Here is a 14,372-nt window from a genome sequence, read left to right as displayed (position 1 = left end):
GGAGCGCTTACCGGCAAGGGGCGTTCGATGCGCGATCTTGCCTTGCCCGCGCGTCTCTCCGCCATGGTGCTGACAGCGGCGGAGAACGGGCAGGCTGCGGAGGCCGCGCGGCTTGCCGTGCTTCTGACGGAACAGGGTCTCGGCGGCACCAGCCTTGACATAGACGAGCGTCTTCGGCGTTTCGAGCAGGAAAAAAGCGAGCGCGCTTCGGGAGCCCGTAGACTCGCCGAGAGAATCGCAGACGGTTTGCGTAGCGCGCGACCTCAGGGCATGCATACGAGCGCCGGGCGCCTGCTGATATATGCCTATCCCGACCGGATTGCGCTTTCCCGCGGGGCACGGGGGCGTTTCGTCATGGCCAATGGCCGCGGCGCCGAGATAGAGGAAACCGAGCGGCTTGCCGGTTCGCAGATGCTGGTGATCGCCGACCTGACAGGCCAGGCGGCGCGGGGCCGGGTGCTCGCCGCAGCGGAAATCCGCCGTGACGATGTCGAGGAACGGATGCCCGGGGCCATCCGCACCGCAGACGAATGCTTCTTCGATCCGGCAAGCCGACAGGTGCGCGCCCGGCGAACGACGCGTCTCGGCGCCATCGTGTTCGACGAGACCCCGCTTCCCAAACCCGGCGGCGCGGAAGCGGCACGTGCCCTTGCCGATGGCGTCCGGCAACTGGGCCTGTCGGCGCTGCCCTTTTCGAAGACGGGAGAGCAGTTGCGGCAGCGCATCGGCTTTCTTTACCGCAGCATGGGAGAACCCTGGCCGGATATGGGCGACGACGCTCTTCTGGCCCGGCTCGAGGATTGGTTCATCCCTTTCCAGACGAATGTCCGAAGCCTTGCCGATATAACGCCCGGTTCGCTGTTCGACGGACTTCTGTCGCTGGTCCCGCCTGCGCTGCAACGCGATCTCGACAGGTTCGCGCCGACCCATTTCACCGCCCCGACCGGCCAGAGCCATCCCATCCGCTATGATGGAGACGAACCGACGCTTTCGATCCGCGTGCAGGAACTGTTCGGTCTGAAAACCCATCCGTCGGTCGGCGGCGGCAGGCTGCCTCTGCTGCTCGAGCTCACATCGCCGGCGCATCGGCCAATCCAGACCACCCGGGATCTGCCGGGCTTCTGGGCCGGTTCATGGAAAGATGTCCGCAGCGACATGCGCGGGCGCTATCCCAAGCATCCCTGGCCAGAGAACCCGGCGGATGCTGCCCCGACGACACGCGCCAAACCGCGTGGTACGTGAGAGCCGACAGGGCAAAGGAGTTCCGGCATGATAAAGACGACTCAGGACGTGGCGAGGCATTTTGGACCGTCCAGCCGCAGATTGAGATTGCAGACGCTGGTGCGTCTGCGCTGGCTGGCCGTGGCGGGGCAGAGCATCACGGTCTTCGTTGTTGCTTTCCTGCTGGACTATCCGCTGCCCCTGACCATTTGCGCGGCTCTGATCGGAGCACTTGCCGCTGCAAACTTCCTCTTGTCCGTCGTGTTTCCGCCGACCTATCGGCTGGAGCCGCTCGCCGCATTCGCCGTGCTCGGTCTCGATCTGCTACAGCTCGCCGCGCTGCTCTTCATCACCGGCGGCCTTGCCAATCCCTTCGCGCCGCTGATCTGCGTTCCGGTCATCATTTCGTTCGCCTCGCAGCCCCGTGGACTTTCCGTCGCGCTGTTGGCGCTCGCGGTCTTCTTCATCACGGCGCTCGCCTTTACGCCTTATCCCCTGCCCTGGTACAATGGTGAAACCCTGCCGACCCACCTCGTGATGCAGCTCGGCGTTTGGTGTTCGATCACCTCGATGATGGCGTTTGCCGCCTTTTATGCCTATCGCGTTTCGCAGGAAGCAACCCTGCTCGCCGATGCGCTGTCGGCGACCGAACTCATCCTGCAGCGAGAAAAGCATCTCTCGCAACTCGATGGCCTTGCCGCTGCGGCCGCCCATGAACTCGGTACGCCGCTTGCAACAATCAGCGTTGTCGCCAAGGAAATGGAGCGTGAACTCGGGAAGGACGAGCGCTTCGGAGAGGACGTACAGCTTCTGCGCAGCCAGAGCGAGCGCTGTCGCGACATCCTCCGGCGGCTGACGACCCTGCCTTCCGAAAACGAGGAACATATGCGCCGCCTGCCGCTTTCCTCCATGATCGAGGAGGTGCTGGCTCCGCATCGGGAATTCGACGTCAAGCTGGAACTGGTTGAGAAATCGGATCGATCGAAAGAGCCGATCGGCGTTCGCAACGCAGGCATTCTCTATGGTCTCGGCAATCTGGTGGAAAACGCGATCGATTTCGCCCGCGAGAAGGTCACCGTTACGGTGGAGCACGACGCCTCCAGGGTGGCCGTCACGATCGAGGATGATGGCGAAGGCTATTCCGCCGACGTGCTGCAGCGGATCGGCGAACCCTATGTGACCAGCCGACAGCGGGACGACAAGGCGGGGGGCCTCGGGCTCGGCCTGTTCATTGCCAAGACCCTGCTTGAACGATCCGGCGCAACGCTCAAGTTTGAAAATGGCGGTCCCGACCGGCCGGGCGCGCGCGTCAGGATCACCTGGCCGCGCGGCCTGATGGACGCAGGGCGTTGAAAGGGCTTTACCCGCCGGTCATAAGTGGCCATAACCGGACAAGAATATGAACAGAGTGCCCCGCAGGAATGGCAGGTCATGACAGAATTCGCTTCACCCGGCTCGAAGAGCGACAGCGCAACCAATTTGGACGAGAGCCTCGGTCCCGATCCGAGCCTGCTCATCGTTGATGACGATGCGCCCTTTCTCCGGCGCCTGGCTCGCGCCATGGAAGCCCGCGGGTTTGCCGTCGACATGGCCGCTTCGGTCGCGGAGGGCATCGCCAAATCGAAGGCGGCGCCGCCGAAATATGCGGTGGTCGACCTGAGGCTTGGCGACGGCAACGGTCTCGACGTGATCGAGGCCATTCGGGAGCGGCGTAGCGATACGCGGATCGTCGTGCTGACCGGCTACGGCAACATCGCGACCGCGGTGACGGCGGTCAAGCTCGGCGCTCTCGACTATCTCTCCAAGCCGGCGGATGCCGACGACATCTTCCTGGCGCTGACCCAGCGTCCGGGCGAGAAGGCCGAAGTGCCGGAAAACCCGATGTCGGCCGACCGTGTGCGCTGGGAGCATATCCAGCGCGTCTACGAAAGCTGTGACCGGAATGTTTCGGAAACGGCCCGCCGTCTCAACATGCACCGGCGCACCCTTCAACGGATTCTCGCCAAGCGCGCGCCGAAATAGGATTATTCCGTCGGTGACGTTCTGGCGGCCCATTCGGCCATCATCAGACGCTGGGCGGCGGCGCGCGAAAAGTTCAGGGTGACGGCCTTGCGGGTCGCGGGAGGTAATCTGTGCTCCGGCGCCTCGCGCAACAGGTGCGCCCCGTAACCATCCGACACCAGAAGCCCGCAATCCTCCGGAAAGATGTCCAGAGGCACCTCGCCATGGGTCGCGAAGAACAGGCGATCACAATATCCTCGATATTCCGGCCATTTCCGATCGACGCGAAAATCCTCGATGGAGGATTTGATCTCGATGATCCAGATCTCGCCCTTTTCCGTCAGGCCGACCAGATCGGCTCGTCGGCCGTTCGCCAGCGACAACTCCGGCAAAAGCGCCAGACGCATCTCGTTCAGCAGCACCTGCACCCCCCGGCGCACAAGAAGAGCGCGCTCGGACTGGCGTCCGTCGATTAACGGGTTGTTAACGGCAACAGAAACAATCGTCATGAATAATGCCCGGCGCACCTTTGCGGCATGTTGCAAAAAAGCAATGCGGAGTCATTTTGCATTGCCGAAGTCCCGTGGTTCGTCCGCGCTACTTGCCAAGGCGAACTTAATCAAAAATAAACCATAATCAAAGATGGTTTAGCCCACCATCTCCCAGCTTGAACCCTACGAGACATCCCCATGCGCCTCCGCAATGCATTGACCGTGTTCGGCCTTGTCGCGACACTCGGCCTAGCCGGCTGCACGACCACATCCACATCCTCCGAGCCGAAGGAAGCCGCCGAAGCAACTACGACCAAGATCTTCAGCGATTCATATGGCACCGTCACCGATGCCGGCTTCGCTCTTCCCGCGATCCCGATCAGCAGGGTCGACAAGAAGTTCCACCGCCAGATCGTCGACTATTCCACCAAGGAAAAGCCCGGCACCATCGTCGTGAACACCCGCGAGCGTTTCCTTTACTACGTACTTCCGAACGGAAAAGCCGTTCGCTACGGCATCGGCGTCGGCAAGCAGGGTTTCGCATGGCAGGGCGAAGCCTATATCGCCTGGAAGCAGGAATGGCCGACCTGGCATCCGCCGAAGGAAATGGCAGAACGCAAGCCGGAAGTCGCCAAATATGTCGAGGACGGAATGGGTCCGGGCCTCAGCAACCCGCTTGGCGCGCGCGCCATGTATCTCTTCGACGACAAGGGGCGCGACACCCTGTTCCGCCTGCATGGCACGCCGGAATGGGCGTCGATCGGCACTGCCGCTTCCTCGGGCTGCATCCGTCTGATGAATCAGGACGTTATCGACCTCTACAATCGCGTCCGCCCCGGCAAGAACGCCCGCGTCGTGGTTCAGCAGTAAGCGTCACCAGCTTTATCACCAGACAATCAAAAAAGCCGCCGGCCATCCCGGCGGCTTTTTTTCTCGGATCTCACACGATTATTGTCCGGCAAGACTTGCCTTTAGTTCCCGACGACGGCGATGCAGGACAGGCTCGGTATAGCCATTCGGCTGTGCGCGGCCCTTAAGAACCAGTTCCAGCGCCGCCTGGAACGCGACGGAATCGTCGAAATTGCCGGCCATGGGTCGATAGGCGGGATCACCGGCATTCTGGCCATCGACGACGGCCGCCATGCGCTTCATTGTCTCGATGACCTGCGCTTCCGTAATGATCCCATGATGCAGCCAGTTCGCCATATGCTGTGCGGAAATGCGCAGGGTGGCGCGGTCCTCCATCAGGCCGACATTGTTGATATCCGGAACCTTGGAGCAGCCGACGCCCTGATCGATCCAGCGGACGACATAGCCCAGGATGCCCTGCGCATTGTTGTCGATCTCGCGCTGAATTTCCTCAGCCGTCCAGTTGGGACGGGGTGCCACCGGGACCGAAAGGATATCGCCCAGTTTGGCGCGCGGCCGGGATTTCAACGCAACCTGAACCTCCGCGACATTGACACGGTGGTAATGGGTTGCGTGAAGGGTCGCCGCGGTCGGCGACGGAACCCACGCAGTATTGGCGCCGGCCCTGGGATGGGCGATCTTCTGCTCCAGCATGGCGGCCATCAGGTCAGGCATGGCCCACATGCCCTTGCCGATCTGCGCATGGCCGGAGAGCCCGCATTCCAGGCCGATGTCGACGTTCCAGTTCTCGTAGGCCGAGATCCAGGCCGCCTGCTTCATGTCGCCCTTGCGGATCATCGGGCCGGCTTCCATCGAGGTATGGATCTCGTCGCCGGTCCGGTCGAGGAAGCCCGTGTTGATGAAGACGACACGCTCCCGGGCTGCGCGGATGCACTCCTTGAGATTGACCGTCGTGCGGCGCTCCTCATCCATGATACCCATCTTGATGGTGTTCGGCGCCATGCCGACCAGTTCCTCGACGCGCGAGAAAATTTCGCAGGCGAAGGCGACTTCCTCCGGTCCATGCATCTTCGGCTTGACGATATAGAGCGAACCCTTGCGCGAATTCGCCCGGCGACCGTTCTCTCCGATGTCGTGCAAGGCAATCAGGGAGGTTATCGCCGCATCCATGATGCCTTCCGGCACTTCGTTGCCGTCGCGGTCGAGGATCGCCGGATTGGTCATGAGGTGACCGACATTGCGGACCAGCATCAGCGAGCGACCATGCAGGACGAGTTCTGAGCCATCCGGAGCGGTGAACGTCTTGTCGGGGTTGAGGGCACGGACGAAGGTCTTGCCGCCCTTGGTGACTGCTTCCGTCAAGTCGCCCTTCATCAGGCCAAGCCAGTTGCCGTAGACAACCACCTTGTCTTCGGCATCGACGGCGGCAACCGAATCCTCGCAGTCCATGATGGTGGTTATGGCCGATTCGAGATGAATATCGTCGATATGGGCAGGGTCGGTCTTTCCGATCATGCCTTCTGCATCGATGAGGATTTCGAGATGCAGCCGGTTTCGGCGCAGGAGGATCGCCTCAGGCGCGGCAGGCGTACCGCGATAGCCGACGAATTGTGCCGGGTTCGCGAGTCCGGTAACGCCGCCACCGGAAAGCGTGACGAACAGAGCGCCCTTGTCGATGGAAAGGCCCGTGACGTCAGCCCATTTTCCGGCGGCGAGCGGCGCCGAATCATCGAGCAGCTGGCGGCCCCATGCGATGACCTTCGCGCCGCGGACGGGGTTATATCCCTTGCCCTTCTCAGCGCCATCGGTTTCCGGGATGGCATCGGTGCCGTAGAGGGCATCGTAAAGCGACCCCCAGCGGGCGTTCGCGGCATTCAGCGCATAACGAGCGTTCATGACCGGCACAACGAGCTGCGGTCCGGCAATCTCGGCGATTTCCGCATCGACATTCGCTGTCGTCACGATGAAGTCTTCCCCCTCGGGAAGGAGATAGCCGATCTCGCGCAGGAAAGCCTCATAGGCGCCCATCTCGACGGGTGCGCCATTTGCCTTGTACCAGGCATCGATCGCCGCCTGCAGTTCATCGCGCTTGGCAAGAAGCGCGCGGTTCTTCGGCGCGAGATCGTGAACGATCGCCGAGAGGCCGGCGAGATAGCGCTCGGGGTCCACGCCTGTCCCGGGCAGCGCCTTTTCGATCAGGAAATCATACAGGCCCGTGTCGATGGACAGTCCGTGGCTCTCAATGCGGCTCATCGCCAGTTCTCCTCGCAATACGATATCAAATTCGTGCTGCGAGCATGCCCTGATCTTATTGAGTGTCAATCGAGCACGAATAACAAATATTTATTCCAAAAAGGAAAAAGTCCGCATCACTCGGAGACGCGAGGGCGTCCGCTCGCCGTCGCGATGATCCGGGCCTCCATGAGCTTGCGCCGCCCTTCGATCTCGGGGGCATCGATTTCATGTGCGAGCACCACGACGACATCCGCAGCGCCGCTGGCCCGCGCATGCTCAAGGGCGGTGCGTGACGCTCGCTCCTCCGCCTCTGCCATCGCCGCTTCTTCTTCCGCAAACTGCCGGTTGTCTCCCCCGCCGGCCACGATGAAGACCCCCTCTTCCGGTGAGGTGATGAAAACCGTCACGGTGGAGCGGACCTGTCCGACGACGGCACCGACCGCATTGGCAACACCGGCGGCTTCCGGCACGGCACAGGCCGCCGACAACATCTCGGCAATCGCCGGGTAATAGACGGGAGCGGACGCGCCGAGGCCGATCAGCGGACGGTCGAGGGACAGGGTAAAACGCGCAATACCGTTCTGGCGGTTCAGGGCTCGGTCGATCAGCACAGAACGGGCCGGATCGATGTCGCCAAGACCGTCTTCGGCCAGGCAGGCTGACAAAATGGCTTCAGCGGACTGCCGCGTCAGCCTATCAACGATGCGCAGGGCAAGTTCCTCCGACGAGCCGGCGATAGGCTTTCCCGTGCCATCCTTCTGCCGCATGGCGACCTTCATGCCGAGATCCGCCGCCTGCCGGTTCCACTGACCCTGCCTACCCAGCACATGCATCGCGTCGGAGGGAGTGATCCCGCAGATGTGCACGAGACCGCGAGCGACAAGCCGATCGAGCGTCGCCTTCTGCTGCGTCACTGCGAGAAGCTGGTCGAGAGCCATGGGAACATCGGAGATACGGGCAAAAAGGGTTGCTTCCTGCGGCTGCAGCCCGGCAGAAAGATGGTTCGGCACGCCGGTGCGAACAGCAAACCGTCCATCATGTCGACCGACATGGGCCGAGCGCAATTGCCGTTCCAGTACGCCGATGACGGCGTCCCCGTGCAGCGTCGCGGCAAGGCTGAGCGGCACGAAACGACGAGGCCCGAGATCGATCCGCGCCGCAAGCCCACGATCGTCGAAACGGACTTCGGAGTCACCGCCAAGGCCATAGGTGCGCATGGCAACCGCTTCCACCATGGTGCGATAACCGCCGACCACCGCGCCATCGGCATCGAGGCGCGGGCGGCCGTTTTCCATCACCGCGACATCCGTTGTCGTGCCGCCAATGTCGGAAACCACGGCATCGTCGAGCCCTGTCAGGTATTTCGCTCCGACAAGGCTTGCCGCCGGTCCGGAGAGAATCGTCTCGATCGGACGGAGGCGCGCGTCTGCCGCCGAAATCAACGCGCCGTCGCCACGCACCACCATCAGCGGTGCGCGGATACCGCGATGTTCAAGATGATCCTCGCAGGCGCCGACAAGGCGGTCGATCATCGATACCAGCCGAGCATTGAGCAGCGTCGTCAAGGCGCGCTTGGGACCGCCGAGCTTCGAGGAAAGCTCATGGCTGCAGGTGACCGGAAGATGGGATTTTTCCCGGATGAAATCCCTTACCCGTATCTCGTGGGAGGGATTGCGGACCGCGAAATAGCCGGCAACGGCGAAGGAGGACACATCCGTCGCCAGTTCCGGCAGGATCTCTTCAAGCGGCGTCATGTCGAGCTGCGTCTCGTTGCCGTGGACATCGTGTCCCCCCGGCAGGAAGATCACCGGATCGCTGCCCAGCGCGTCGGCAAGTCCGTCTCGCCGCAGATCCTCCGGGCCAAAACCGATCATCACCAAGGCGGCGCGTCCGCCCTGCCCTTCGACGAGCGCATTGGTGGCAAGGGTGGTCGAAAGCGACACGAGACCTATGGCATTGGCCGGCAGGCCGGAAGCGGAGAGCACATTTTCCAGCGCCCCGGAAATGCCCACCGACAGATCATGCCTTGTCGTCAGTGCCTTGGCCTTGGCGATCAGGCCGTCCTTCTCGCTGAAAAGCGCGGCGTCGGTATAGGTGCCGCCGGTATCGATGCCCAACATGTAATGAAGTGTCACGCGCCATGTCCCACATTGCCGAAAGCCGCAAAACGCGGTTTTACGCTTTATGCACGGGTGGATATCGGCGCGCTAGCTGACAAACGGCAATTTATGGCCGGTCGCGTGGAGCAACGAGCATGGGCAATCCGCCCGCCGGCTGGACGGTGAGTTTCTGTACCGGCCACGGCCGTGTGCCAACCTTCGGCGTAAAACGAAAGCGATGCATCAGGACGGCAAGTGCGATGACGGCCTCCTGCAATGCAAAAGTCGCACCGATGCAGACGCGCGGGCCGACACCGAAGGGCAGATATTGGAACCGGCCGATGCGCTCGCGGTTTTCTGGCAGGAAACGTGCAGGATCATAGACGCGAGGGCGATCCCAGTACAACTCATGGCGATGCAGCGTCCATGGCATGATGAGGATTGTGGCGCCCTCGCGGATGTCCAGAACCCTGCCGTCCGCCGCGACAAACCTGTCGTCTTCAAGAGCCCGCCGGTTGATCGACGGCGCCGGCGGATAAAGTCGCAACGCCTCCTCGAAGGCGGCCCGGACATGGGGCATGCGATCGGCCCAGGTTACGGGATCGACGCCGCTTTCGATGACCTCGTCGATCTCCGCCTCCATCTTCTCTCGGAATTCCGGCAGGTGGGCGATGCAATAGAGCGTCCAACCCAGTGCGCGGGCAGTGGTTTCGTGGCCGGCCCCGATAAAGGTGAAGATGTTGTCCTCGATTTCCTCGGTGGTCAGCCCATCAGGGCCTTCGATTTCAAGCAGCAGGGTCAGAAAATCCCGAGGCACCGCCGCCGGATCGCGGGCGATCGCAGCCCGACGGCGCTCCATCGTATCGCGGACCAGCCTGCGGAACTTGTCGAGTACGCGCTGTCCGCCAATGCGCGTCAGCCTTGGAAGCCAAGTGGGGGCTGCCAGCATGTCGAGCGGATCGATGCGTCCCATCCGATGCAGCAGCGCATCCACGTCGGCGGCAACGTCGCCGCTCTCCGATGCCAACTCACCGGAAAATAGCGTCTCGGAAAGGATCTGATAGGTCAGTTCCGTCATGTCGGTGGAGATGTCATGAATGCTGCCACGGGCATCCGCGCTGACATAGCGAGCGGCAAATTCCTCGCTTTTCTCCAGCATCTGCCGCGCAAAGCCCTTGGCATGACGAGGCGTGAAGACGGGCGCCATCGCCTTGCGCGAGCGCTTCCAGATATTGCCTTCGGCGGTCAGCAGACCGTCGCGCAGGATGGGACGCAGCACGAGTTGGCGCACCACGTCCATGGGATAGTTGCCGGCATTGTCGACCAGTACGTGGCGGATAAGATCCGGATCGTTGACGATGATGGTGGTGCGACCGAAGAAGCGGGTTTCGATCCAGGGCAGCGTATAGGACGGCTCACCCCAGAGCTCCAGCGGGTTGCGTAGCACGGTGCGGATGATTTCGAGACGCGAGGGCGGAACCTTGCGCGGCAAAGGAGCCGGAGGTTCATAGCCGTCGTTCACGCTGTCCTCGGCCGTCTCCGTCATCTTCTACCCTCGGATGCGGCCGTTCCGGCCCGTTTCAGAGGAGCTTTTCCAGCTCTTCAAGCCGATCATTGACCAACCAGCCATAATAGTTTTCCTCCGGCCAGACCGGAGACCCGGCACCGGCATTCCTGCGCGCCAGCGCCTGGGCGCGCTGCCTGGAGCTGCCGATATTGAAAAGCGTCGCGGTGATGCCTGGATTTTTCGAGATATCCATGCCGGCAATCGACCTGTAATCATCGATCGACTTGCGGATGACCGCCGCCATGAAGGCAAGCGAAATATCGGGATCCATGATCGCCTTGTAGACGCCGGCCGCATCGGTCTCGTCCAGCCTGTCATAACCCGACTTCTCAGCCACGAGATCCGACATCATCAGCGCGGTCAGCGGATTGATCTGGCCAAGGCCGAAGGTCTGGCCCGCGTAAAAAGGCTGGAAGAAAACCGCGCTGAAACGATTGTCCGGATAGGATTTGCCGCCAACCGAATGTCCCCTGAACACGCTGTTCCAGACGTCTTCCCGACAGGTCCAGAGCGTATACGAGTCACTCTTCCCCGCGCATTCGGCAAACTCCGGACGGTCGACGAAATCCTCGACGTTTTCGCCCTTGTAGGAAAAGCGGAAGCTGTTGCCGGCGTAGGAGGCCGCCTTCACATAATAGCTCTGCAGATTGTCGTAGGCGTCGACATTATAAGTGTGCTCGCCGACGATGGCGCCGATCATGTGGATGGGATCGATGCCATAGGCAGACGCCGTGCTGCGGATCTTTGACATCAGCCGTTTGTCCGATGCCAGGAGATCGCGCACCTTTTCGTATTTGACGTCGAAAGTGGTCTTGCCCGCCTTGGTACGGCGAACGGAAGCACCCGGAACGGGCGGCTGTTCGGCGTTGCGGTTCCCCGGGGGCACGGTGAGCGGCGCGGCCTGCAGGCCCGCAGGCATCACGACAAGCAGTGCCAGAAGAATTGCCGAAAGAATACGTGCCACGATCCGTTTGCCCTCGAGACTTCACTTTCCGATCCGCTGCCGTGAGGCAAACCTCGAACGGCGACTTCACTTACATAAGCAAAGCCGCCGTTGTCGACCTGGAGATATGTCACTTTCGTGCGATTTCAGGGCAAAAGCACGAAAATAGATGCTTCCGCGTCACAGAATGTAGCGCGACAGATCCAGATCCTGCGCGATACCGCCGACATGTTCGCGAACATAATCGGAATCGATCATGATCGAGGAACCGGCGCGATCGGGCGCATTGAACGAAACGTCGTCGAGCACCCGTTCCATCACGGTCTGCAGGCGGCGGGCGCCGATGTTCTCAACGGAAGTGTTGAGCTTGACGGCGACATCCGCCAGCGCGTCGATCGCATCCTCGGTGAATTCGAGACCGAGATCTTCGGTCGCCATCAACGCCTTGTACTGGCGGATCAGGCTCGCCTCGGTCTCAGTCAGGATACGGCGGAAATCCTCCTTGCTGAGAGGCTTCAATTCGACACGGATCGGCAGACGACCCTGCAGTTCGGGCAGAAGGTCCGAAGGCTTGGCTACATGGAAGGCGCCGGAAGCGATGAAGAGGATATGATCCGTCTTCACCGGGCCGTACTTGGTCGAAACCGTCGTGCCTTCGACCAATGGCAACAGGTCACGCTGGACGCCCTCACGGGAAACGCCTGCTCCAATGCCGCCGTCACGCGCCGCAATCTTGTCGATTTCGTCGAGGAAGACGATCCCGTCGTTCTCGACGGAGCGAACGGCCTCGCGCTGGATAACCTCGTTGTCGATCAGTTTGTCGGACTCGTCCCGGATAAGGTCGGCGTAGGATGCCTTGACGGTGGTGCGCACCTTCTTGGTGCGGCCGCCCATGGCCTTGCCGAACATTTCGGAGATGTTGAGAATGCCGACATTGGCGCCGGGCATGCCCGGGATTTCGAAGCCCGGCATGCCGCCGCCGCTGTCGGCCACCTCGATGTCGATTTCCTTGTCGTCGAGCTCGCCGTTGCGCAGCTTCTTGCGGAAACTGTCGCGGGTCGCCGGGGAGGCGGTGGAGCCGACGAGTGCATCGAGCACCCGTTCCTCGGCGCCGGCATGGGCCTTGGCCTGGACTTCGGCACGCTTCTTTTCGCGCACGAGGCCGATACCGATCTCGACCAGATCGCGGATGATCTGTTCGACGTCGCGGCCGACATAACCGACCTCGGTGAACTTGGTGGCTTCCACCTTGATGAAGGGAGCGCCGGCAAGCTTGGCGAGGCGGCGGGAAATCTCCGTCTTGCCGACGCCAGTCGGGCCGATCATCAAGATGTTCTTCGGCATCACTTCGTCGCGCAGCGTCTCGTCGAGCTGCTGGCGGCGCCAGCGATTGCGCAGTGCGATGGCGACTGCGCGCTTGGCCTCGTGCTGGCCGATGATGAAGCGGTCCAGTTCCGAGACGATCTCACGGGGAGAAAAGGTTGTCATATCGATGTTCCAAAAGGTCGGAATGAGTTGATGACGGATCAATCGTCGCTGTCGAGCGTTTCCACCACGACATTGTCGTTGGTGTAGACGCAGATGTCAGCGGCAATCGCCATGGCGCGGCGGGCAATTTCCTCCGCCGACTTGTCGGAATCCATCATCGCGCGGGCTGCGGCAAAGGCATAGTTACCGCCGGAGCCGATCGCGATCGCTCCATGCTCAGGCTCCAGAACGTCGCCATTGCCGGTGATCGCAAGCGTGATGGACTTGTCGGCGACGAGCATCATGGCCTCGAGGTTGCGGAGATATTTGTCGGTGCGCCAGTCCTTGGCGAGTTCCACGGCCGCGCGCATCAGCTGGCCCGGATATTGTTCAAGCTTCTTTTCAAGCCGATCGAGCAGGGTGAAAGCGTCGGCTGTCGCACCGGCGAAGCCGGCGATCACCTCGCCTTTCCCGATGCGCCGCACCTTGCGGGCATTGCCTTTCATCACGGTCTGGCCAAGGCTCACCTGCCCATCGCCGGCCATGATGACCTTGCCGCCTTTTCTTACTGTAATAATCGTTGTCATTCGGCACCTGTCTGGTCCCATTGAGGACGTTTTGCTGGGGGCTCGATACGGCCCCGTTGAGCCCTATGTAGGTGAAGTGCCGTCGAATACAATCTCGCTTCCGGCCGATGCCACCAATGCCTGCTTTTGCTGGATATTTCCCGCCGCGCCTGATAAGGAGCGCTCATCAGGGACCGGGTTCCCGGTCCTCAGCATGGAGCAGACCTTTATGGGCGAAGCAGCGACCCCTCGCTCGGGAAGCATTTCCCGCAAGACCAACGAAACCTCCGTTTCCGTTTCCGTCAATCTGGACGGCACCGGAAAGGCAAGGATTTCCACGGGCGTCGGCTTCTTCGATCATATGCTCGACCAGCTTTCCCGACATTCGCTCATCGACATGGACATCGAGGTGAAGGGCGACCTGCATATCGACGACCACCATACAGTCGAAGATACCGGCATCGCGATCGGACAGGCGATTTCAAAAGCGCTGGGCGAGCGGCGTGGCATCACCCGCTATGCATCGATCGACCTTGCCATGGACGAGACGATGACCAAGGCCGCCATCGACGTTTCGGGCCGGCCCTTTCTCGTCTGGAACGTATCGTTCAGCGCGCCGAAGATCGGCACCTTCGACACCGAACTCGTTCGCGAATTCTTCCAGGCGCTGGCGCAGAATGCCGGCATCACACTGCATGTGCTCAACCATTATGGCGCCAACAATCACCATATAGCGGAGACCTGCTTCAAGGCCGTGGCGCGGGCGATGCGAACCGCAGTCGAAATCGATCCCCGGCAGGCGAGCCGCGTTCCCTCCACCAAGGGCACGCTGGTCTGACAGCAAACGACTGGAGCGGGTGGCCGGTCACCGGATGCGCGGAAGCGACAATCACGGTGATCGCAAGCCTTGAA

At 61.7% G+C, this 14,372-nt stretch carries 12 protein-coding genes (1 of these 12 only partly in view); 5 read left to right on the top strand and 7 right to left on the bottom strand.

The annotated features are described in order from the left end of the window. The 3 genes from hrpB to ACLBKR_RS18590 all read left to right on the top strand — a co-directional run. Nucleotides 1–1,242, top strand: partial view of an ATP-dependent helicase HrpB gene (gene hrpB, locus ACLBKR_RS18600; RefSeq protein WP_113486305.1) — the 3' portion only. Its footprint begins 1,221 nt before the window's first position; only the last 1,242 of its 2,463 coding nucleotides appear in the window; its start codon lies off the left edge, out of view; the stop codon is at nucleotides 1,240–1,242. Between the two features lie 27 nt (nucleotides 1,243–1,269). Further along, nucleotides 1,270–2,574, top strand: a complete 1,305-nt coding sequence (locus tag ACLBKR_RS18595; protein WP_113486303.1) for an ActS/PrrB/RegB family redox-sensitive histidine kinase — start codon at nucleotides 1,270–1,272, stop codon at nucleotides 2,572–2,574. A gap of 78 nt (nucleotides 2,575–2,652) precedes the next feature. Continuing rightward, on the top strand, nucleotides 2,653–3,243 hold the full coding sequence (locus tag ACLBKR_RS18590; protein WP_112830744.1) for an ActR/PrrA/RegA family redox response regulator transcription factor: 591 nt from the start codon (nucleotides 2,653–2,655) through the stop codon (nucleotides 3,241–3,243). A gap of 2 nt (nucleotides 3,244–3,245) precedes the next feature. Here ACLBKR_RS18590 and ACLBKR_RS18585 read toward each other — a convergent pair whose 3' ends face one another. Beyond that, nucleotides 3,246–3,731: an MmcB family DNA repair protein gene (locus ACLBKR_RS18585; protein WP_112830689.1), complete on the bottom strand. Its 486-nt coding sequence runs from the start codon at nucleotides 3,729–3,731 to the stop codon at nucleotides 3,246–3,248. Between the two features lie 180 nt (nucleotides 3,732–3,911). On the opposite strand from ACLBKR_RS18585, the gene ACLBKR_RS18580 reads away from it, so the two are divergent. Further along, a complete protein-coding gene (locus ACLBKR_RS18580; RefSeq protein ID WP_112830688.1) occupies nucleotides 3,912–4,583 on the top strand; it encodes a L,D-transpeptidase in 672 nt (223 codons plus the stop codon). Nucleotides 4,584–4,661: 78 nt separating this feature from the next. On the opposite strand, the gene ACLBKR_RS18575 is transcribed toward ACLBKR_RS18580, so the two are convergent. The 6 genes from ACLBKR_RS18575 to hslV all read right to left on the bottom strand — a co-directional run bounded on the left by ACLBKR_RS18575 (nucleotide 4,662) and on the right by hslV (nucleotide 13,481). After that, nucleotides 4,662–6,836, bottom strand: a complete 2,175-nt coding sequence (locus ACLBKR_RS18575) for a malate synthase G (protein ID WP_414899960.1) — start codon at nucleotides 6,834–6,836, stop codon at nucleotides 4,662–4,664. Nucleotides 6,837–6,952: 116 nt separating this feature from the next. Continuing rightward, nucleotides 6,953–8,953, bottom strand: a complete 2,001-nt coding sequence (locus ACLBKR_RS18570; RefSeq protein WP_113447523.1) for a hydantoinase/oxoprolinase family protein — start codon at nucleotides 8,951–8,953, stop codon at nucleotides 6,953–6,955. Nucleotides 8,954–9,044: 91 nt separating this feature from the next. Beyond that, nucleotides 9,045–10,463, bottom strand: a complete 1,419-nt coding sequence (locus ACLBKR_RS18565; RefSeq protein WP_113447522.1) for a cytochrome P450 — start codon at nucleotides 10,461–10,463, stop codon at nucleotides 9,045–9,047. A 34-nt stretch (nucleotides 10,464–10,497) separates the two neighbouring features. Further along, on the bottom strand, nucleotides 10,498–11,448 hold the full coding sequence (locus tag ACLBKR_RS18560) for a DUF1402 family protein (RefSeq protein WP_113457747.1): 951 nt from the start codon (nucleotides 11,446–11,448) through the stop codon (nucleotides 10,498–10,500). A gap of 159 nt (nucleotides 11,449–11,607) precedes the next feature. Next, nucleotides 11,608–12,915, bottom strand: coding sequence for an ATP-dependent protease ATPase subunit HslU (gene hslU, locus ACLBKR_RS18555; RefSeq protein WP_414899957.1), 1,308 nt, complete (start codon nucleotides 12,913–12,915; stop codon nucleotides 11,608–11,610). Nucleotides 12,916–12,953: 38 nt separating this feature from the next. Continuing rightward, entirely contained in the window at nucleotides 12,954–13,481 is a 528-nt protein-coding gene (hslV, locus tag ACLBKR_RS18550) for an ATP-dependent protease subunit HslV (protein WP_112830684.1), read from the bottom strand. A 208-nt stretch (nucleotides 13,482–13,689) separates the two neighbouring features. On the opposite strand from hslV, the gene hisB reads away from it, so the two are divergent. After that, nucleotides 13,690–14,298, top strand: coding sequence for an imidazoleglycerol-phosphate dehydratase HisB (hisB, locus tag ACLBKR_RS18545; RefSeq protein WP_113338022.1), 609 nt, complete (start codon nucleotides 13,690–13,692; stop codon nucleotides 14,296–14,298). Nucleotides 14,299–14,372 lie beyond the last annotated feature (74 nt).

The organism is Paenirhizobium cremeum (genome assembly GCF_047553425.1).
In the GTDB taxonomy this organism is placed as follows: domain Bacteria; phylum Pseudomonadota; class Alphaproteobacteria; order Rhizobiales; family Rhizobiaceae; genus Allorhizobium; species Allorhizobium cremeum.
The sequence above is the reverse complement of the archived record's forward strand: the minus strand, read 5'-3'. Positions and strand labels throughout refer to the sequence as shown.

Excerpts from the sequence above, each read along its gene's own strand:
- ACLBKR_RS18595 (WP_113486303.1), top strand. The coding sequence starts at position 1,270 with ATGATAAAGACGACTCAGGACGTGGCGAGGCATTTTGGACCGTCCAGC.
- ACLBKR_RS18590 (WP_112830744.1), top strand. The coding sequence starts at position 2,653 with ATGACAGAATTCGCTTCACCCGGCTCGAAGAGCGACAGCGCAACCAAT.
- ACLBKR_RS18585 (WP_112830689.1), bottom strand. The coding sequence starts at position 3,731 with ATGACGATTGTTTCTGTTGCCGTTAACAACCCGTTAATCGACGGACGC.
- ACLBKR_RS18580 (WP_112830688.1), top strand. The coding sequence starts at position 3,912 with ATGCGCCTCCGCAATGCATTGACCGTGTTCGGCCTTGTCGCGACACTC.
- ACLBKR_RS18575 (WP_414899960.1), bottom strand. The coding sequence starts at position 6,836 with ATGAGCCGCATTGAGAGCCACGGACTGTCCATCGACACGGGCCTGTAT.
- ACLBKR_RS18565 (WP_113447522.1), bottom strand. The coding sequence starts at position 10,463 with ATGACGGAGACGGCCGAGGACAGCGTGAACGACGGCTATGAACCTCCG.
- hslU (WP_414899957.1), bottom strand. The coding sequence starts at position 12,915 with ATGACAACCTTTTCTCCCCGTGAGATCGTCTCGGAACTGGACCGCTTC.
- hslV (WP_112830684.1), bottom strand. The coding sequence starts at position 13,481 with ATGACAACGATTATTACAGTAAGAAAAGGCGGCAAGGTCATCATGGCC.
- hisB (WP_113338022.1), top strand. The coding sequence starts at position 13,690 with ATGGGCGAAGCAGCGACCCCTCGCTCGGGAAGCATTTCCCGCAAGACC.